Annotated in this window: 14 protein-coding genes; 10 read left to right on the forward strand and 4 right to left on the reverse strand. The window is 73.9% G+C overall.

What is annotated here, in order from left to right:
• The first annotated feature begins 12 nt into the window (after positions 1–12).
• Complete coding sequence (locus ABD331_RS24955; RefSeq protein WP_425566032.1) at positions 13–1374, forward strand: FAD-binding oxidoreductase; 1362 nt, start codon at positions 13–15, stop codon at positions 1372–1374.
• Here ABD331_RS24955 and ABD331_RS24960 read toward each other — a convergent pair.
• The 3 genes from ABD331_RS24960 to ABD331_RS24970 all read right to left on the reverse strand — a co-directional run bounded on the left by ABD331_RS24960 (position 1367) and on the right by ABD331_RS24970 (position 7330).
• A complete protein-coding gene (locus ABD331_RS24960) occupies positions 1367–2641 on the reverse strand; it encodes a M1 family metallopeptidase (protein ID WP_344479104.1) in 1275 nt (424 codons plus the stop codon). The two genes, ABD331_RS24955 and ABD331_RS24960, sit on opposite strands and share 8 nt — an antisense overlap.
• Positions 2638–6468 carry a Pls/PosA family non-ribosomal peptide synthetase gene (locus tag ABD331_RS24965; RefSeq protein WP_344479054.1) on the reverse strand — a complete coding sequence of 1277 codons (3831 nt, stop codon included), beginning with the start codon at positions 6466–6468 and terminating at the stop codon, positions 2638–2640. The genes ABD331_RS24960 and ABD331_RS24965 overlap by 4 nt, the downstream gene beginning before the upstream one ends.
• Positions 6469–6643: 175 nt before the next feature.
• Positions 6644–7330, reverse strand: coding sequence for a GntR family transcriptional regulator (locus tag ABD331_RS24970; protein WP_344479057.1), 687 nt, complete (start codon positions 7328–7330; stop codon positions 6644–6646).
• Positions 7331–7434: 104 nt separating this feature from the next.
• Here ABD331_RS24970 and ABD331_RS24975 point away from each other — a divergent pair, with 104 nt between their 5' ends.
• From ABD331_RS24975 to ABD331_RS25010, 8 genes are read left to right on the forward strand one after another with little or no spacing between them, the layout of a single operon-like run.
• A complete protein-coding gene (locus ABD331_RS24975) occupies positions 7435–8298 on the forward strand; it encodes an FAD binding domain-containing protein (RefSeq protein WP_344479060.1) in 864 nt (287 codons plus the stop codon).
• An 11-nt stretch (positions 8299–8309) separates the two neighbouring features.
• Positions 8310–8801 carry a (2Fe-2S)-binding protein gene (locus ABD331_RS24980; RefSeq protein WP_344479063.1) on the forward strand — a complete coding sequence of 164 codons (492 nt, stop codon included), beginning with the start codon at positions 8310–8312 and terminating at the stop codon, positions 8799–8801.
• A complete protein-coding gene (locus ABD331_RS24985) occupies positions 8801–10183 on the forward strand; it encodes a xanthine dehydrogenase family protein molybdopterin-binding subunit (RefSeq protein WP_344479066.1) in 1383 nt (460 codons plus the stop codon). The genes ABD331_RS24980 and ABD331_RS24985 overlap by 1 nt, the downstream gene beginning before the upstream one ends.
• A gap of 3 nt (positions 10184–10186) precedes the next feature.
• Positions 10187–11203, forward strand: coding sequence for a xanthine dehydrogenase family protein molybdopterin-binding subunit (locus tag ABD331_RS24990; RefSeq protein ID WP_344479068.1), 1017 nt, complete (start codon positions 10187–10189; stop codon positions 11201–11203).
• A complete protein-coding gene (locus ABD331_RS24995; RefSeq protein ID WP_344479071.1) occupies positions 11193–12050 on the forward strand; it encodes an AAA family ATPase in 858 nt (285 codons plus the stop codon). The genes ABD331_RS24990 and ABD331_RS24995 overlap by 11 nt, the downstream gene beginning before the upstream one ends.
• Positions 12043–13152 (forward strand): vWA domain-containing protein, encoded by a 1110-nt coding sequence (locus ABD331_RS25000; RefSeq protein ID WP_344479074.1) that lies wholly within the window; start codon positions 12043–12045, stop codon positions 13150–13152. The genes ABD331_RS24995 and ABD331_RS25000 overlap by 8 nt, the downstream gene beginning before the upstream one ends.
• 2 nt (positions 13153–13154) lie before the next feature.
• Positions 13155–14051: an amidohydrolase family protein gene (locus ABD331_RS25005; protein WP_344479077.1), complete on the forward strand. Its 897-nt coding sequence runs from the start codon at positions 13155–13157 to the stop codon at positions 14049–14051.
• A 1-nt stretch (position 14052) separates the two neighbouring features.
• Entirely contained in the window at positions 14053–14328 is a 276-nt protein-coding gene (locus ABD331_RS25010) for a YciI family protein (RefSeq protein ID WP_344479080.1), read from the forward strand.
• Here ABD331_RS25010 and ABD331_RS25015 read toward each other — a convergent pair.
• On the reverse strand, positions 14273–17692 hold the full coding sequence (locus tag ABD331_RS25015; RefSeq protein ID WP_344479082.1) for a BTAD domain-containing putative transcriptional regulator: 3420 nt from the start codon (positions 17690–17692) through the stop codon (positions 14273–14275). The two genes, ABD331_RS25010 and ABD331_RS25015, sit on opposite strands and share 56 nt — an antisense overlap.
• A gap of 156 nt (positions 17693–17848) precedes the next feature.
• On the opposite strand from ABD331_RS25015, the gene ABD331_RS25020 reads away from it, so the two are divergent.
• Positions 17849–18335, forward strand: a 487-nt coding sequence (locus tag ABD331_RS25020) for a transposase (RefSeq protein ID WP_344479085.1), incomplete at its 3' end; no start/stop codon positions are given.

Consider the following 18335-nt stretch of genomic DNA (forward strand, 5'->3'; position numbering starts at 1 on the left):
ACACTTGTCGCTGTGCTGTTCCTCGACGCCCTGTCCGCCGCCCTGCCCGCGGACCGGATCGTCCTCGACCCCGACGTGGTGCACGCCTACGCCCGCGACCAGGCCGCCTGGGCCCCGGCGGGCGCCCCGGTCGCGCTGGTCAAGGCGCGCGACGCCGAGCAGGTCCGCGCGCTCGTGGCGGTCTGCGCCGAGCACGGCGTGCCGATCGTGCCGCGCGGCGCGGGGACGGGCCTGTCCGGCGGGGCCAACGCCGTGGACGGCTGCGTGCTGCTGGCGCTCGACGGCATGGACCGGATCCTGGAGATCGACGCGGCCGAGCAGCTCGCCGTCGTCCAGCCGGGCGTGGTCAACGACCATCTGCGGGCCGCCGTCGCCGAGCACGGCCTGTGGTATCCGCCCGACCCGGCCAGCTCGCCCTGGTCGACGATCGGCGGCAACGCGGCCACGAACGCGGGCGGCGTGTGCTGCGTCAAGTACGGCGTGACCCGCGACTACGTGCTCGGCATGAAGGTCGTCACCGGCCGGGGAGAGCTGGTCACGCTGGGCCGCCGCACCAGGAAGGGCGTGGCGGGCTACGACCTGGCGGGCCTGTTCGTGGGCTCGGAGGGCACGCTGGGCGTGATCACCGAGATCACCGTGCGGCTGCTGCGGCTGCCGGACAGCCCGCCGAAGACCGTCGTCGGCGCCTTCGACTCGCTGGTGACCGCGGGCGAGGCGGTCGCGGCGACGGCCGCGGCGGGCATCACGCCGTCGGCGCTGGAGCTGGTGGACCGCTACTGCCTGCGGGCCGTGGACGAGTGGAAGAACATGGGCCTGGCCGACCTCGGCGACGTCCTGCTGCTGGGCCGCGTCGACACCGGCGACGAGCGGGAGGCCGCCGCGCTGCAGGAGTGCTTCGACCGGGCGGGGGCCACCTGGAGCACCCGTTCGACGGATCCGGAGGAGGCCGAGGCGCTGTTCTCGGCCCGCAGGCTGGCCTATCCGGCGCTGGAGCGGCTCGGGCCGGTGCTGACGGAGGACGTGTGCGTGCCGCGCGGCCTCGTACCGGAGATGCTCGCCCGCATCGAGGCGCACGCGTCGGCGCACGGCGTGCACATCGCCAACATCGCGCACGCGGGCGACGGCAACCTGCACCCGCTGATCGTCGTCCCGGCGGGCGACGAGGAGGCGAGGGAGCGGGCGCAGCAGGCGTTCGAGTCGATCCTGGACGACGCGATCGCGCTCGGCGGCACAGTCACCGGCGAGCACGGCGTGGGGCTGCTGAAGAAGCGCGGCATGCACCACGAGCTGGGCGAGAGCGTGCTGGGCCTGCACCGCGCGATCAAGTCGGCCCTGGACCCGGCCGGGATCTTCAACCCCGGCAAGATCATCTGACGAGCTGGGGCAGCGGCTTCTCGTGCAGCCACGCGGACAGCAGCGTGCCGACCGGTTGCGGGCTGTGCCGCTGGACGTGCGCGGCGAACTCGCGGGTGGTGACGGTCCCGTGCTGGTGCTCGGTGGTCCAAGCCCGCAGCGCGGTGAAGAACGCCTCGTCGCCCATGGCCTCGCGCAACGCGTGCAGGGTCAGCGCGCCCCGCTTGTAGACGCGGTCGTCGAACAGCGCCGGCTCGCCGGGGTCGGCCAGGATGAAGTTCTGCGGCTGCAGGGTGAGGCGCTGCCGCCACCGCTGGGCGTGCTCGCCGGCGGGCGGGCCGCCCGACGCCTCCGACCACAGCCACTCGGCGTAGGCGGCGAACCCCTCCTGCAGCCAGATGTCGCCCCAGCAGGCCACGGTGAGGCTGTTGCCGAACCACTGGTGCGCCAGCTCGTGAGCGACCAGCCGCTCGCTGCCGCGCACGCCGTCCACGTGGTTCCTGCCGAAGATCGACATGCCCTGCGCCTCGACCGGGATCTCCAGGTCGTCGTCGGTCACCACGACGGTGTAGCCGGCGAACGGGTAGGGCCCGAACAGGCCGCGGAACAGCGTCATCATCTGCCCCTGCCGGCCGAAGTCGTGCCGCACGCGGGCGGCCAGCCGGGGCGGGTGGGCCAGCCGGGAGCCGTCGTGCTCGGTGATCTGGTAGCGGCCGATCTGCACGCTCGCCAGGTAGCTCGCCATCGGCTCGGCCTGGTCGTAGATCCACGTCGTGGTGCCCGCGCCGCGCCGCCTGTCGAGGAGCACCCCGTTCGCGATCACCTGGTACGCCGACGCCGTCGTCACGGAGATGCGGTACGACGCCTTGTCGTCCGGCCGGTCGTTGCACGGGAACCAGGACGGCGCGCCGATCGGCTGGCCGGCGACGAGCGCGCCGTCGCTCAGCTCCTCCCAGCCGAGCCCGCCCCAGGGGCTGGGCACCGGCGCGGGCTTGCCCGAGTAGCGCACCTCCACGACGGCCCGCTCCCCCGCCGGCAGCGGCCGGGGCAGCGTCACGCGCAGCTTGCCGCGGGCGTGCGTGTACCGGGCGGGCACGCCGTCCACGGTGACGGCCGCGACCCTCAGCTTGCCGAAGTCCAGCTCCAGCGCGCCGAGGTGCTCGGCGGCCGACACGGTCAGCAGGGCCGTGCCGTCGAGCCGGTTGGCCGGCACCCGGTAGGCCAGCCTCAGGTCGTAGTACGAGACGCCGTAGCGGTGGTCGCCGTGCCCGGAGAAGTACGGCGTCATCGCCACGCCGAGATGGGGTTGCCGAACCAGCGGGTGCGGCCGGGCACGTGCTCGCCCCGCATGACGAGGGAGGCCGGGCCGACCGTGGTGTCGGCGCCCACCCGCGCGGCGGGCAGCACCACGCCGTGCGGGCCGAGCGTCGCGCCGGCCTCCAGTGTCACCGTGTCCATGCTCATGACACGGTCGTGGAAGAGATGTGTCTGCAGGACGCAGCCCCGGTTGACGCACGCGCCGTCGCCCAGGGTCACCAGGTCCGCCTCGGGCAGCCAGTACGTGTCACACGTGACCCCATGTCCAATGCGTGCCCCGAGCGAGCGCAGCCACACGTTCAGCGGCGCGGTTCCCAGCCACGGCTGCGCGAACCAGGGGGCGGCCAGCACCTCGACGAAGTTGTCCGCCAGCTCGTTGCGCCACACGAACGAGCTCCACAGCGGCCGGTTGGAGGTCCTGATCCGGCCGACGAGCAGCCACTTGGCGGCCGTCGCGACCGCCGCCGCGGCCACCCCGGCAGCCATCAGGACCAGGCCGCTCAGCGCGGTCGCCGCGGCGAAGCCGTAGCGGGCGGCGAGGGCCTCGAACGCGGCGGCGGCCAGGACGGCGAGCGCGACCGCGCCCATGGCGGGCACCACGCGGAACGCCTCGACGACGGCCCTGGCCGCCTTGTACCTGGCGGGCGGGTCGTAGGTGCGGTTCCTGTCGCCCTCCTCGGCGGTGCGGCGCAGCTTCATGGGCGGCATGCCGACGTACGAGGTGCCGGACTTGGCCTTCTTCGGCGTCGCCGACAGCACCCCGACCAGCCCGTCCTTGGGCACCTTGCGGCCGGGCGCGGTCATGCCCGAGTTGCCGAGGAAGGCCCGCTTGCCGATCCGGGCCTCCGCGATGCGCATCCAGCCGCCGTCCAGCTCGTACGGGGCGACCATCGTGTCGTCGGCCAGGAAGGCCCCGTCGCCCACCGACGTCATCGTGGGCAGCGCCAGCACCGTGGACAGCTCGACGCCCCTGCCCACCTTCATGCCGAGCGCCCGCAGCCAGGCGGGGGTCAGGACGCTGGCGTACAGGGGAAACAGCCAGACGCGGGCCGCGGCCATCAGCCGCCCGGTCGCCCAGGCCTGCCAGGCCTGGCGGCTGTGCACCGGATGTTGCCCGGCGTGCAGGCCCAGGCCGAGCAGCCGCACGCTGATCAGCGTGAGCAGCGCGAACGCGGCCATGCCGGTGATCGTCGCGAGCGGCACGCCGGCCAGGGCGGCGGTGAGCGCGTCGCCGAGCGTGCGCGTCCCGCGGGCGAACCAGGCCAGCACCGCGAAGGCGGCCGCCGCGGCGGCGACGGGGAGCAGGCTGAGCGCGAAGGCGGTCACCCCGTACACGGCCGTCCACCAGGGTGAGCGGGCGGCCCGCTCGCCCGGCTTGCGCGACTTGCCCTGGCGGAACGCGGGCACGCCGGCCCACAGCTCGCCCGACGGCACGCCGCCGACGACCGCCGACCCGGGCGCGACCTGCGAGTTCTTGCCGATCTTCGCGCCCGGCAGCAGCGTCGAGCGGGAGCCGACGGTGGCTCCGGCGCCGATCCTGATCTCGCCGACGTGCAGGACGTCGCCGTCGTACCAGTGGCCGCTGAGGTCCACCTCCTGCTCGACCGACGCGCCCCTGCCCACCTTGAGCAGGCCCGTGACGGGCGGCGGCGAGTGCAGGTCGGCGTCCGCGCCCACCTGGGCGCCGAGCAGCCGGGCGTACCAGGTCATCCAGGGCGCGCTGGCCAGGTCGGGCACGCCGAGCCTGGCCGCGAACTGCTCCGCGAACCACAGCCTGAGATGGACGGCGCCGCCGCGCGGATGGCTGCCCGGCCGCACGCCGCGCAGCAGCAGCCGGGCGAGCGCCGCCGACAGGCCGATCCTGCCCATCGGGGTGAGGAACGCCAGCGCGCCCAGCGCCACCCACCACCACGACACCGCCGGAACCCACGGCGCCGCCAGCACGTTGCCGAGCGCGGCCAGCGGGACGATCCAGCGCATCGCGCCGGCGGTGAGCAGCGGCACCATGAGCAGCGTCTGGAGCAGCGCGGCCCGCCGGGGCATGGGCGTCACGGGCGGCCTGGCGGGCTCGGCCTCGCCCCTGCCGGTCAGGAGCGCGGCCAGCCCGGCCAGCGTCGGCTGCGCGTACACGTCGCCCACGGCCACGTCGGGGTAGTCGGGGCGCAGCACGGACACCAGTCTGGCCGCCGCGAGGCTGGTGCCGCCGTTGGCGAAGAAGTCCTCGCCGGGCCCCTCCGGCGCCACCCCGAGGATGGCGGTCCACCGTTCGGCCAGCAGCGTCTCGGCCGGGCTCAGCCCGGCGGCGGTCGCGCCCTGGCCGGTCAGCGGCCAGGGCAGCGCGTCGCGGTCGATCTTGCCCGAGGTCCTGGTCGGCAGCGCGTCCACCGGGGCCAGGCGCGGCACCAGGGCGGCGGGCAGCGAGTCGGCGAGCAGCTCGCGGGCCTCTCCGGCGTCGAAGCCGGGGCCTGTGACGACGTACCCGACGAGGATCTGGTGGCCGCCGCCCGCGGTGCGCACGGCGGCGGCTGCTCCGGTGACGCCGGGCAGCGCCTGCAACGCGGCGTCCACCTCGCCCAGCTCGATCCTGCGCCCGCCCAGCTTCACCTGGTCGTCGGCCCGGCCGACGAACACCAGGCCTTCGGGGTCGGCCCGGACCAGGTCGCCGCTGCGGTAGGCGCGCGTCCAGCCGAGCGACGGCAGCGGCGCGTACTTCTCGGCGTCCTTGACCGGGTCGAGGTAGCGGGCCAGCCCGACGCCGCCGATCACCAGTTCGCCGGTCTCCCCCATGGCGACCGGCTCGCCGCCGTCGCCGACCACGGCGAGGTCCCACCCGTCGAGCGGCAGCCCGATGCGGACCGGCTGCTCGCCGGTGAGCGGCGCCGCCGACGCCACCACCGTCGCCTCGGTGGGCCCGTAGGTGTTCCACACCTCCCGCTCCGGTAAGGCCAGCCGCTCGGCCAGCTCGGGCGGGCACGCCTCCCCGCCGAAGATCAGCAGCCGGATGCCGGCGAGGTGCTCGACCGGCCAGAGCGCGGCCAGCGTCGGCACGGTCGAGACGACCGTGATGCCCTTGTCCGCCAGCCACGGGCCGAGGTCCATGCCCGTGCGCACCAGCGACCTCGGCGCGGGCACCAGGCAGGCGCCGTGCCGCCAGGCCAGCCACATCTCCTCGCACGAGGCGTCGAAGGCCACCGACAGCCCGGCCAGCACCCGGTCGCCGGGGCCCAGCGGGCGCTCCCGCAGGAACAGGCCCGCCTCCGCGTCCACGAACGCCGCCGCCGACCGGTGCGTCACGGCGACGCCCTTCGGCTTGCCGGTGGAGCCGGAGGTGAAGATGATCCACGCGTCGTCGCCCGGGGCGGGCGGGCCGCCGTCGTCCCTGGTCTCGTGCACCGTGAGCTTGTCGGTGATGACCGCGTGCACGCCCGCCTCGGTGAAGACCAGCTCGGCGCGCTCGTCCGGGTCGTCGGCGTCCACCGGCACGTACGCGGCGCCGGCGGCGAGCACGGCCAGGATGGACAGGTACAACTCGGCCGTCCCCGACACCACGCGCACGCCGACCCTGGCGCCGCGCCCGATCCCCGCCTCCGCCAGCTCCGCGGCCATCCGGTCCACCTGCTCGCGCAGCTCGCGGTAGGTAAGGCACACCGTGCCGTCGTCCAGCGCGGGCGCGTCGGGGTGCAGGCGGGCGGTCGCGTCGAGGACGTCCACCAGGGTGCGCGGGGGCGGCGCCAGCACGCCGGCGGGGTAGACCGCCGTGGCGGCCTTGGGACGTACATCGACCGAGTCGCTACGCAAACGCTGCTCCCTGAGTCAGGCGGTCGATGCCCGTGCAGACACCTGCCACGGTAGCCGTATCATCCGCCACTGTCGTGGCGTTCGCGCCACCCAAAGCCCAACGGCTGCCGCGGTCGCGGCTATTCCGCCTGACCGTAAGCTCGCGGCGGTCCGGCAACGGGGAAGGTGTGTGACCTCACGCGTCGCCGTCCCGGCGTCTCGGCATCCCGTACGGGTCGTGCGGCGTGTCGGCGTAGGCCCACTGGTGGTCGCGGGCGTGCCGGCAGGCCGTCTCGACGTCCCCGGCGCGCATGACGTCCAGCAGCTCGCGGTGTTCCTCGGCGACCCGCCCGAGCTCCGGCCCGATGACCATCAGCGCGATGGCCGTGCGCGCCTCGATCTGCAGCGCCTCCCACGCGCGGGTCAGCAGCCCGTTGCCGCCGGCCTGCACGACGTGCCGGTGGAAGCGGGCGCTGGCCAGGCCGATGCCCGGCACGTCGCCGTCGCGCGCGCAGCGGTGCATCTCCTCCACAGCCTCCCCCAGCAGGTCGAACGGCAGGGTCCCGGCGAGCATCGCGAGCCGCGTCGCCGTCTCCTCCAGCGCCGCCCGCATGATGTACGCCTCCCGGATCGTCTGCTCGGCGAACGGCAGCACCCGGCTGCCGTGGCGGGGCTGGCTCTCGATGAGGCCGAGCCCTTCGAGCTGCCGGAGCGCCTCCCTGACCGGAGCCTGGCTGGTGCCGAACTCCTGGGCGATCTTCGTCTCGATCAGGCGGTCGCCCTCGCCCAGCTCACCGGCGACGATGCGGTGCAGCAGGCCGTCGCGGATCTGCCGGCTGAGGGTCGGCCGGGCGACGCGCGGGTTCACCGTGGGTTCGGACAACAAGCCTCCCGCGCCTCAGAAGGGGCCTTGACTCTTGGATCATGCCATTTACTCTCCCATTATCGATATCGATAATGGGAGCGCAAATGCTGATATCGGTTGAGATGCCAGACAGTGCCGAGGCCGCGCACGCGGGCCTGCGCACCGGGGCACTCCCCCTGGGCGGCGGCACCCACCTGATGACCAGGCTGAACGACGCGGCCACCGGCGACCTGCGGCTCGTCAGCCTGCGCAAGGCCGGGCTGAGCGGCATCCGCGTCGAGGGCGGCGACGCTTCGCCGGGGACTGCCGCCACGCTCGCCGAAGGCGCCACCGTGACGCTGGGAGCGGCCACCACGCTCGCCGAAGGCGCCATCGTGACGCTGGGGGCGGCCACCACGCTCGCCGACGTCGAGGACGACGCCCGGCTGAGCTGTCTGTCCCCCTGCGTGCGCTCGATCGCCTCCCCGCCGGTGCGCAGCCTCGCCACCGTGGCGGGCAACCTGTTCGTGCCGCAGCCGTACGGCGACCTGGCCGCGGCCCTGCTCGCCCTGGACGCGGAGCTGGACGTGCTCGGCGCGGACGGCGCCCGCCGCGAGCCCCTGGACCGGGTCGTCGCGGACGGCCTGCCCGCGGGCGACCTGGTGACAGCGATCAGGTTCACCGCCCCGGCGGAGGGCACGTTCCGCTTCTACAAGGCGAGCCGGCGGCGGCTCAACTCGGGCTCCATCGTCACGGTGGCGGCCCGGATCACGATCGAGGACGGCCTGGTCGGCGACGTCCGGCTGGCCCTCGGCGGTCTCTCGCGCCGCCTGCTGCGGGCGTCCGGCGCGGAGCGGGTGCTGCGGGGTGCGCCGCTCACGCCCGAGGTCATCGCCCAGGCGGCGGAGGCGGACGCGATCGAGCCGTTCGACGACGCCTACGCCTCCGCCTGGTACCGCGCCCGTGTCTACCCCGTCCACCTGCGCCGCGCCCTGCTGGGATCATGAAAGGGGAGCGCATGCCCTCGACCATCGTCACCCTCACACTGAACGGCACGGAACGCGAGCTGATCGCCCGCCCCTCGACGACCTTGCTGGGCGCCCTGCGCGAGACGTTCGGGCTGATGGGCGCCAAGCGCGGCTGCGGGCAGGGCGGCTGCGGCAGTTGCACGGTGCTGCTGGACGGCCGCCCCGTGGTCGCCTGCCTCGTCCCCGTCGTGACCGTCGACGGCTGCGCCGTGGAGACGATCGAGGGCCTGGCCGACGGCGACCGGCTCACCGACGTGCAGCAGGCGTTCGTCGACGGCTTCGCCACGCAATGCGGCTTCTGCACCCCCGGGATGATCATGTCGGCCACGGCGCTGCTCGACCGCGAGCCGGATCCGACCCGCCAGGACGTCACGGAGGCGATCTGCGGGAACGTCTGCCGCTGCACCGGGTACGAGCCGATCATCACCGCCGTCCTGTCCGCCGCGCAGCGCCGCCGCGCCGCCGCGAAGGCCGACGTCTGATGGGCGGCCGGATCACGCCGATCGACACCGCCTACTTCAAGGGCGAGCGGGCGGGCGGCTTCTCCGTCATCGGCACCCCTGTCCAGCGCTCGGACGCCCGCGGCCACGTCACCGGCCGCACGGTCTTCTTCGAGGACATGACGCCGCCCGGGCTGACGCACGTCAAGATCCACCGGTCCGCCCGGCACCACGCCCGCATCGACCGGGTGGACGTCTCCGGCGCCCTGGAGGTGCCGGGCGTGCTGCGCGTCATCACCCACGAGGACGTGCCGAACAACTGGTACGTCGTGCTGCGCCTGATCGGGGTCGGCCCCGACGACGAGCCGGTGCTGGCCGAGGACCGGGTCCTGTACCGGGGCGAGCCGATCGTCGCCGTGGTCGCCGAGACCGAGGAGGCCGCCCGCGAGGGCGCGGCCCGGGTCGTGGTCGACTACACCGATCTGCCCGCCGTCCTCGACGTGGAGGAGGCGCTGGCCGAGGGCGCGCCGATCATCAAGCAGGCGGGCGCCAACCACTTCGTCTACGAGGGGCACCCCTGCCGCCGCATCCGCTTCGGCGACGTCGAGCGGGGCTTCGCGCAGGCCGACCGGATCATCGAGGGCCGCTACAGCTCCTCCCCCATCGAGCACGCGCCGGCCGAGCCGACCGGTTGCGTCGTCGTCCCCCAGGGCGACGGCAGGCTGCGGATCCACTCCAACACCCAGGCCGCCTTCTTCACCCTGGACAACACCGCGCTCATCCTCGGCGTCCCGCCCACCGGCCTGCGCGTCGTCGGCGGCACCGTAGGAGGCGGCTTCGGCGGCAAGGTGGACGTCATCGTCGAGCCCCTGGCCTGCCTCGCCGCCATGCTCACCGGCCGGCCCGCCAAGTACGTCTACAGCCGCTCCGAGGAGATGCAGGTGTCGTCCACGCGCGCCGCAGAACGCATCCACATCAGGGACGGCGTCATGGCCGACGGCCGGATCGTCGCCCGCCAGGTCACCCTCTACGTGGACGCGGGCGCCTACTCCCGGCACAGCCCGTACGGCACCACCAAGGCGGCGGCGCACATGCCGGGCCCGTACACGATCCCGAACGTGCACGTGGACTGCTACTGCGTCTACACGAACCGGACGCCGTCCAGCGCGATGCGCGGGTTCGGCGTCACGATCGGCGACTTCGCGCTGGAGTCGCACATGGACCACGTCGCCAGGGAGCTGGGCCTGGACCCGCTGCGGCTGCGGCTCAGGAACGCCTACCGGGACGGCGACATGAAGGCGCACCGCAAGATCGCGTCGGGCACGGCGCTGGTCGAGGTGATCCAGAGCGCCGCCGCCCTGGTGGGGCACGACCTGCCGCCGGAGTACCTGGCGATGTCCTCGACCGAACGACCGGAGGTGTGAGCGATGGCGTTGCGGCAGGGGCGCGGATACGCGGCCGTCAACTACCCGACCGGCATGAACCTCGGCGGCGACCCGTCGCAGGCGCTCGTGCACGCCACCACCATGGGCGGCTTCGTGGTCACCCTCTCCTCGGTGGACCTCGGCCAGGGCCTGCGGACGGTCGTCGCGCAGTGCGCGGCGGAAACCCTCGGCGTCCCGATGGAGAACATCATCGTGGACACCGCCGACACCGACACCGGCCCGCACTGCATGGGGACGTTCGCCAGCCGCGGCACCCACCGGATCGGCAACGCCGTCGTCATGGCGGCCCGCGAGGCCAGGGACGTGCTGCTCCAGGTCGCCGCCGACGAGCTGGAGGTGGACGCGGACGACCTGGAGACCGATGGGACGGGCTTCGTCCGGCTCAAGGGCTCGGCGGAGAAGAAGATCCACGTCAGCGACGTGGCGCTGGCCGCGCACTTCCGTCAGGGCCGCACCATCTCCGGCCGCGGCATCTACCTCAAGGAGCCGAGCGCCCCGGTGCCGGAGACCGGCGAGATGGACCCCGACTCCTGCCAGGCGCACGCGTGCACGGTGGCCGAGGTCCAGGTGGACGACGAGACCGGCGTCATCGAGGTGCTGCGGCTCTACAACACCTACGAGGTCGGCCGGGCGCTCAACCCGGCCATGGCGACGCAGCAGGTCGAGGGCGGCGCCTGGATGGGCGTGTCGCACGCGCTGTTCGAGTCGACCGAGCCGTACTACCCGCACTCGCGCGAGCACGGCCCGGTCGACTTCGTCGAGTACCTGATGCCTGGCCCGGCCGACCTCCCGGAGCAGACGAGCGCGTTCCTCGAACGGCCGGCGGAGAACGGGCCGTTCGGGGCGAAGGGGATCGGCGAGATGACGGCGAACGCGCCGATCCCGGCGATCGCCAACGCGGTGTACGACGCGGTCGGCGTCCGGCTGACCAGCATGCCGTTCACGCCGGAGAAGGTGCTGCGCGGCCTCGACGAGCTGCGGGCCGGCCGTGCCGGCTGACCGGGAGACGCTCGGCAGGAAGCTGGGCGCGCAGGGCTACCTGGCCGACGAGGGCCTGCTCACCGCCGTCCACCTGGCGGGCGTGCTCGGGCTGCCGCTGCTGCTGGAGGGCGAGCCGGGAGTCGGCAAGACGGAGGTGGCGAACGTGCTGGCCCGGGTGCTCGGCCGCGAGCTGATCCGGCTGCAGTGCTACGAGGGGCTGGACGCCTCCCAGGCCCTGTACGAGTGGGACTATCCGAAGCAGCTGCTGTCGCTGCGGGCCGCCGAGGTGGAGGGGCGCGGCGTCGGCGACCTGTACCGCGAGGAGTTCCTGCTGCAGCGCCCGCTGCTGAGGGCGTTGCGGGCGGCGTCCGGCGCGGTGCTGCTGATCGACGAGATCGACCGGGCGGACAGCGAGTTCGAGGCGTTCCTGCTGGAGTTCCTCGGCGACTACCAGATCACCGTCCCCGAGCTGGGCACGATCAGGGCGGCGAGCGAGCCGTTCGTCGTCCTCACCTCGAACCGGACCCGCGAGCTGCACGACGCGCTCAAGCGCCGCTGCCTGTACCACTGGATCCCCTTCCCCGACGCGGAGCGGGAGCAGGCGATCATCCAGGCGCAGGCGCCCGGCCTGGACGAGCGGAGCGCCGCCCAGCTCGTGGCCGCCGTGCACCGCATCCGCGGGCTGGCCCTGCTGAAGCGGCCGGGCATCGCGGAGTCCACCACGTGGGCGCGCGGCGTGCAGGCGCTGACCCGCGAGGGCGCGAGCCGTCCTGAGGCGATGCGCAGGGCCGCGGGGCTGCTCGTCAAGCACGAGGAGGACCTGGCGCTGGTCAGCCGCCATGCCAGGGAGGTGTTCGGTGACTGAGCCGCCCCTCGCCGCACGCGTCCGCGACCACGTGCGGGGCTTCCTGCGGGACCTCGGCGATCAAGGGCTGCGCGTGCCGGTGGCCAAGCACCGGCTCTTCCTGCGCGCGGTCGAGGCCGTCGGCCCGCGCGACGCCGCGCACCTGTACTGGATCGGCGCGAGCACGCTCACCTCCTCCCGCGAGAACCTGGAGATCTACGCCCCCGTCTTCGAGCGCTGGTTCGGAGAGGTCACGGCCCGGCCCGACCAGGAGACGCCCGACGAGGAGAGCCCCGCGCCGGGCGGCAACAGGGACGAGGCCCCCTTCGCGGCGGCGTCCGGCGGCGAGGCGGGCCTGGCGGCCGGCGCCGCGGAGCGCGAGCGCCGCCCGGTGTTCGGCCCGGCCGGCGACGACGACCGCGCCGTGCTCGCCCTGCTGCGCCGTGAGCTGCGCGGCGCGATGCCGACGGTACGGTCCCGCCGCCGCCGTCCCGGCCGCCGGGGGCCGTGGATCGACGTCGCCAGGGTCTGCCGCGAGTCCTGGCGCACCCACGGCGAGATCGTGACGCTGCGGCGGCGCGAGCGTCCCCGGCGGCAGCGCCGGATGCTGCTGCTCATCGACGTGTCCGGGTCGATGAAGCAGCACAGCGCCGCCTACCTGCGCTTCGCCCACGCCGCCGTCGCCTGCCTCGACCGCGCCGAGGTGTTCACCTTCGGCACCCGGCTGACCCGCGTCACCGGGCCGCTGCGGGCGCGCGAGGTGGACGCCGCCGTCGCGGCGCTGAGCGAGGTCGTCCTGGACGCCGAGGGAGGGACGCGCATCGGCGCCTCCCTCCAGGAGTTCCTGGGCAACGCCCGGTACGTCACCATGGCGCGCGGCGCCCTGGTGATCGTGCTCTCCGACGGCCTCGAACGCGGCGACTGCGAGCCCATGCGGGCGGCCGTCCGGCGGTTGTCGCTGCTCGGCCACCGGCTGCTGTGGTGGACGCCGCTCGCCTGCGACCCCGCGTACCGGCCGGTCACCCGCGGCATGGCGGCCGTGCTCGGCGACGTGGACACCCTCGCGGGCGTACGCGACCTGCGGACGGCGTACCAGCAGGTCCAGACCTTGGCCAAGGAGTGATCGTGAGGTACACGGGCGACATCGTGGACGCGCACCACCACATCTGGCGGACCCGGGACCTGCCCTGGCTGTCCGGCCCGATGGTGCCGCGCATCTTCGGGCCGTACGAGCCGATCAAACGCGACTACCTGATCGGCGAGTACCTGACCGAAGCGACGGCCTCGGGCATCGCCGAGTCGGTCTACGTACAGACGAACTGGCCGCTCGACCGGGTCGAGGACGAGGTGCGCTGGCTGCGCGACGTCCACCAGGAGACAGGATGGCCGACGGCCGTCGTCTGCGCGGCCGACCTGTTCGACGACGACGCCCCGCACGTCATGCGGCGGCAGGCCGCGCTCACCCCGCTCGTCCGGGGCGTGCGGCAGCAACTGCACTGGCACGAGCGGCCGGAGTTCCGCTACGCCGACGCGCCCGACCGCATGCGCGACCCGGTCTTCCGCAAGAACCTCGGCGCGCTCGCCGACCTCGGCTGGCTGTTCGAGCTGCAGGTCTTCCCCGAGCAGATGGCGGACGCGGCCGAGCTGGTAGCGGCGTTCCCCGACGTCACGTTCGTCCTGGTGCACGCCGGCATGCTCATCGGCCCCGAGTACACCGAGCCGTGGCGGGCCGGGATGGCCGCGCTGGCCGAACTCCCGAACGTCGTCGTCAAGCTCACGGGGCAGGGCACCTTCGTCCACCGGGTGGACCCCGATCTCATCTCCTTCGTCGCCGGTGAGGTGATCGGCCGGTTCGGCGCAGACCGGGCCATGTTCGGCACCAACTTCCCCGTCGAGAAGCTCTGGACCACCATGCCGCACCTGGTGGACACGTGGAAGGGCGCGCTGGCACACCTGACGCCGGCCGATCAGCGCGCCGTCTTCGCCGGCACCGCACGACGTATCTATGGGCTGGGAGGCTGACATGGCACTGTTCGTTCTGACCTACGGTTACCACGACACTCCGCTGCGGGCGGAGCGGCGGGAGGATCATCTCGCCCATCTCAACAAGCTCTGGGAGCAGGGCAGCGTCGTCGCCGCGGGTCCCTTCACTGACCTGACGGCGGGGATGATCGTCTTGCGGGCGGAGGACGAGGTGGCGGCGCAGGCGCTCGTCGACCAGGACCCGTACACGCAGCTTCAGGTCACCAAGGATCGCGAGCTGCGGGAGTGGCGGGTGACGGTCGGCTCGCTCGACTGAGCACGGCCGCGGCCTGCCGTTCGAGCAGGCGGAACCCGCAGGACCCGGCGATCGCCACGGCCTCCTCGGCGCTGCGGCCCGCCGCCGCCGAGTCACCGGCGGCGAGCCGGGCCGTGGCCAGGCCGACCAGCGCCCGCGCCGCCACGAACGGGTAGGCGCTCCGCGCGAGCGTCACGCAGTGCTCGAACCACTGGGCGGCGGCCGTCGCGTCGCCGAGCGCGAGGTACGCCTCCGCCGCGGTGGCCGCCGTCTGGGCCGTGGCCTTCCTGTCGCGGACCTCGATCGCCATGTCGTGCGCCCGCGCCGCCACCTCCAGCGCGGTGGCGGCGTGCCCGCGCTGCCTGTGCAGCCGGCTCAGCTCGTCCAGCGTGGACAGCTCGCCGCGCAGGTTCGCCCCCTTCCGGTACGCCGCGAGCACCTCGGCGAGCAGTGCGGCGGCCCGCTCCTCGTCGCCGAGCTGGCGTAACGCGCTCGCCAGGTTGCCCCGGTTGGCCAGCGCCGACGTCTCCCTGCCGGTGGCCTCGTTGATCTCCAGCGCCGCGGTGAGCAGCTCGCGGGCGTCCCGCAGCTCGCCCTGGCCCAGCCGCAGCACCCCGAGCCCGTTGAGCGCGACCGCCCGCACGTGGCCGAGCGGATCGTCGCCGGTCAGCTCCAGCGCGCGGTGCAGCCACTCGTCCGCGTCGGCGATCTTGCCCTGCTCCAGGTAGAGCCAGCCGATGTGGTGCGACAGGTAGGCGGCGGCGGTCGTCCAGCCGATGGTGACGGCGAGCTGCTCGCCGGCCAGGCAGTCGGACAGCGCCTCCTCGTCCCGGCCCACCGACCACAGGGCCTGGCCGCGGCTGATCAGCATCGCGGTCCGCGCCACGTCGTCGCCCGCGCCGACGGCCGCGTCCAGGCCCGCCTGCGCGGCGGGCAGCCAGCCGTCCACGTGCCGCCGGATCAGGAAGTAGCCGCGAAGCTGGTCGGTGATCCGCCACGCCAGCGCACGCTCGGCGCGGAGCCGGTCGCCGGCCGACTCCGGCAGCGCGTCGTCAGCGCGCCCGGCCGCCTGCCCGGCCGCGTGCCTGACGACGGCGACCAGCGCGGGCAGCTCGGCGTCCAGCCAGGCGAGCGCCTCGGCTTCCCCCGCGAAGAAGGTGTCCCGCCCCGCGTGCGTGGCGAGCCGTACGAGCTGCGGATACACCCACTCCATCGCGGCCGTCACCGCGTCGGCGTACCACGTGAACAGCCGGGAGCGGGCGGTCTCGTGCTCGGCGTCCTCGGCGAGCAGCCGCCGCGCGTACAGGCCGAGCAGGTCGTGGAAGCGGTAGCGGTCCGTCGCGTACTGCATCAGCATGTTCGCCTCAAGCAGGTCCTCCAGCACCCGCTCGACCTCGGCCACCGGCATCCCCAGCAGGACGGCGGTGCTTCCGGCGCCGAAGTCGTCGCCGGGGTGCAGGCTGCACAGCCGGAACGCGCGCCGCGCCGTGGCGCTGAGGTCGGCGTAGCCGAGCTGGAAGCTGGTGAGCACGCTCGACTCGCCGGTGGACAGCTCGGTGAGCCTGCGGTTGTCGTCCCGCAGCCGGTCGGTCAGGTCGCCGATCGTCCAGGCCTGCCGGGTGGCCAGCCGCGCGCTGGCGATGCGCAGCGCGAGCGGCAGCCGCGCGCACGCCTCCGCCAGCGCGCCGGCCGCCCCGGGGTCGGCGTCGATCCGGTGCGCCCCGGCGGTCGCGGCGATCAGCGTGATCGACTCCTCCCTGTCGAGCGGTTCGAGGTGGACGGCGCTCGCCCCGGCCAGGCCGGGCATCCTGCGCCGGCTGGTCACGATCAGGTCGCCGCCGCCCGCGCCCGGCAGCAGCGGCCGGACTTGGTCGGCGTCCTGCGCGTTGTCCAGCAGCACCAGCATCCGCCGGTCGGCCAGCTCGCTGCGGAACAACGCGGCCGCCTCGCTCTCGTCGGTGCCGATCCGCCTGCCGGGCACGCCCAGCGCGCGCAGGAACCGGCCGAGCACCCGCATCGGCTCCTGCGCGGTCGCGGTGGTGCCGCGCAGGTCGGCGTAGAGCTGGCCGTCGGGGTAGCGTGCGCGCAGGCGGTGCGCGGCAGCGAGCGCGAGCGCGGTCTTGCCGACTCCGGCGATGCCGTCGATCAACACGATCCTGGACGAGACCGGCCCCGGCCCCTCGCCCGCCCCGAACGAGACCGGCCCCTCGCCCGCCCCGGACGAGACCGATCCCGGCCCCTCGCCCGTCCGGGGCCGGCCCGGCCCCGGCTCCTGGCCCGTCCTGTTGAGTGCTGCCTCGATCCTGGCCAGCTCGTCCATCCTGCCCACGAAGTCCGGCGGCGCGGCGGGCGCCTGCTGGATCGCGGTCCGTCCCGTCGCCCGCCGGGTGTGGCGCTCCCGCTGCCGCAGCACCGCGAGCTGGGCGGCGCGCAGCCCCTCGCCGGGATCGATGCCGAGCTGTTCGGCGAGCGCGGACCGGATCCGGTCGTACGCCGCGAGCGCCTCCGCCTGCCGCCCGCTCGCGGCCAGGGTGAGAATCAGCTCCACGTGCAGCGGCTCGTCCAGCTCACGCCGGCCCGCCAGCTCCCGCAGCGGTGTCAGCGCCCGCTCAGGCTTGCCGAGGTCGCGCGCCAGAGCGGCGAACGTCTGGACGGTGGTGGCGTACTCGGTGACCACCGCGGTGTAGAGCGGGCTCGACGCCACCCGTTCCGCGCCGATCTCACCCCGCCACAGCGCCACGGCCCCTGCGAGCCGGGTCAGCGCCTCCTCCGGCGCGTCGTACGCCGCCCGCGCGGTGAGATCGCGCAGCATCAGCAGGTCGAGCTGATCGGTGGCGACGACGAGCCGGTACCCGTCCTGACCGCCGGGCAGCACGCCGCCGTTACCCGGGCCGGAGTCCAGCAGCCGCCGCAGCCTGGCGACGTGCGTGTGCAGCAGGCTCACCGGATTGCGCGTCTCGCCGCGCCGCCACAGCAGCTCGACCAGCTCGTCCTGACCGACCGCCGCCCCCGCCCCGAGCGCGAGGCGCGCGAGGAGCGTCCGCTGCAGGTCGGACCCGAGGGACGCCTGGACGTCGCCGTGCCAGACCTCGATCGGCCCGAGCACGCGGACGCGCAACGGCCCGCCACGCACCGGCCCGGCTTCGGCGCGCTCCGCCCGCTGGGTCTGTGCGGCGGCGTGCAGGCGCTCGGCGTCGGGCCCGCTCAGCCCGAGCGCGGCGGCGATGGCCTGCACCGAGTCGCGCTTCGGGCTTCTCGTCCTGCCCTGTTCCAGGTCGCGGATCGCGCCCGCGCTCACGCCCGCCCGGTCGGCGAGCTGCCGTTGCGTCAGGCCGGTGCGGCGGCGATGGGCGCGGAGCAGCCCGCCGAAGCTTGCCTCCGTCACTCGTACCTGCGCCGGATGACCAGACTGCTGATCCGCGACCTTCTGGGCACCTGACGATCCTAGGTGACTGGTGTTTTTTGATCTCTCTCACGCTGGTCTGTCCTCTTGTGCCAGGGTGATCGGTGTTGGTCACCGGGCGTGGGGAGAGATCAAGCGATGGCAGTGGGCCAGACTCCGATGCAGCCGGGGTTGCTGTCCTCCACGGTGAGTTTTGTCGAGGGGCGGATTGCGCCGAACTCGATCTACGCGGTGCTGCACCGTGAATGCCGGAACCTGTTCCCGGATGGAATGTTCGCCGACCTGTTCGCCGAGGACGGCCGCAGGTCGGTGCCGCCGATGATCGTGGCGGTGGTGATGGTGCTGCAACGGCTGGAGGGGTTGTCGGATCGCGAGGCGGTGGATCGGTTCGCCTTCGATGTGCGGTGGAAGTACGCCGCCGGCGGGCTGGACTTCGACCATCCCGGGTTCGTGCACACCGTGCTGGTGGACATGCGGGCCCGGCTGGCCGCCTCCGACCGGCCGGATCGGATCTTCGAGCGGACGGTGGAGGTGGCCGGGCAGGCCGGGTTGATCGGGCGGCGGCGGGTGCTGGACTCGGCGCCGATCTATGACGCGGTGGCCACCCAGGACACCATCACGCTGA

The organism is Nonomuraea monospora (genome assembly GCF_039531895.1).
In the GTDB taxonomy this organism is placed as follows: Bacteria; Actinomycetota; Actinomycetes; order Streptosporangiales; family Streptosporangiaceae; genus Nonomuraea; species Nonomuraea monospora.

What these genes read in the sequence shown, in the direction of transcription:
- ABD331_RS24960 (WP_344479104.1), bottom strand. Translation starts at nt 2,641, where the DNA reads ATGACGCCGTACTTCTCCGGGCACGGCGACCACCGCTACGGCGTCTCG.
- ABD331_RS24975 (WP_344479060.1), top strand. Translation starts at nt 7,435, where the DNA reads ATGCCAGACAGTGCCGAGGCCGCGCACGCGGGCCTGCGCACCGGGGCA.
- ABD331_RS24980 (WP_344479063.1), top strand. Translation starts at nt 8,310, where the DNA reads ATGCCCTCGACCATCGTCACCCTCACACTGAACGGCACGGAACGCGAG.
- ABD331_RS24985 (WP_344479066.1), top strand. Translation starts at nt 8,801, where the DNA reads ATGGGCGGCCGGATCACGCCGATCGACACCGCCTACTTCAAGGGCGAG.
- ABD331_RS24990 (WP_344479068.1), top strand. Translation starts at nt 10,187, where the DNA reads ATGGCGTTGCGGCAGGGGCGCGGATACGCGGCCGTCAACTACCCGACC.
- ABD331_RS25010 (WP_344479080.1), top strand. Translation starts at nt 14,053, where the DNA reads ATGGCACTGTTCGTTCTGACCTACGGTTACCACGACACTCCGCTGCGG.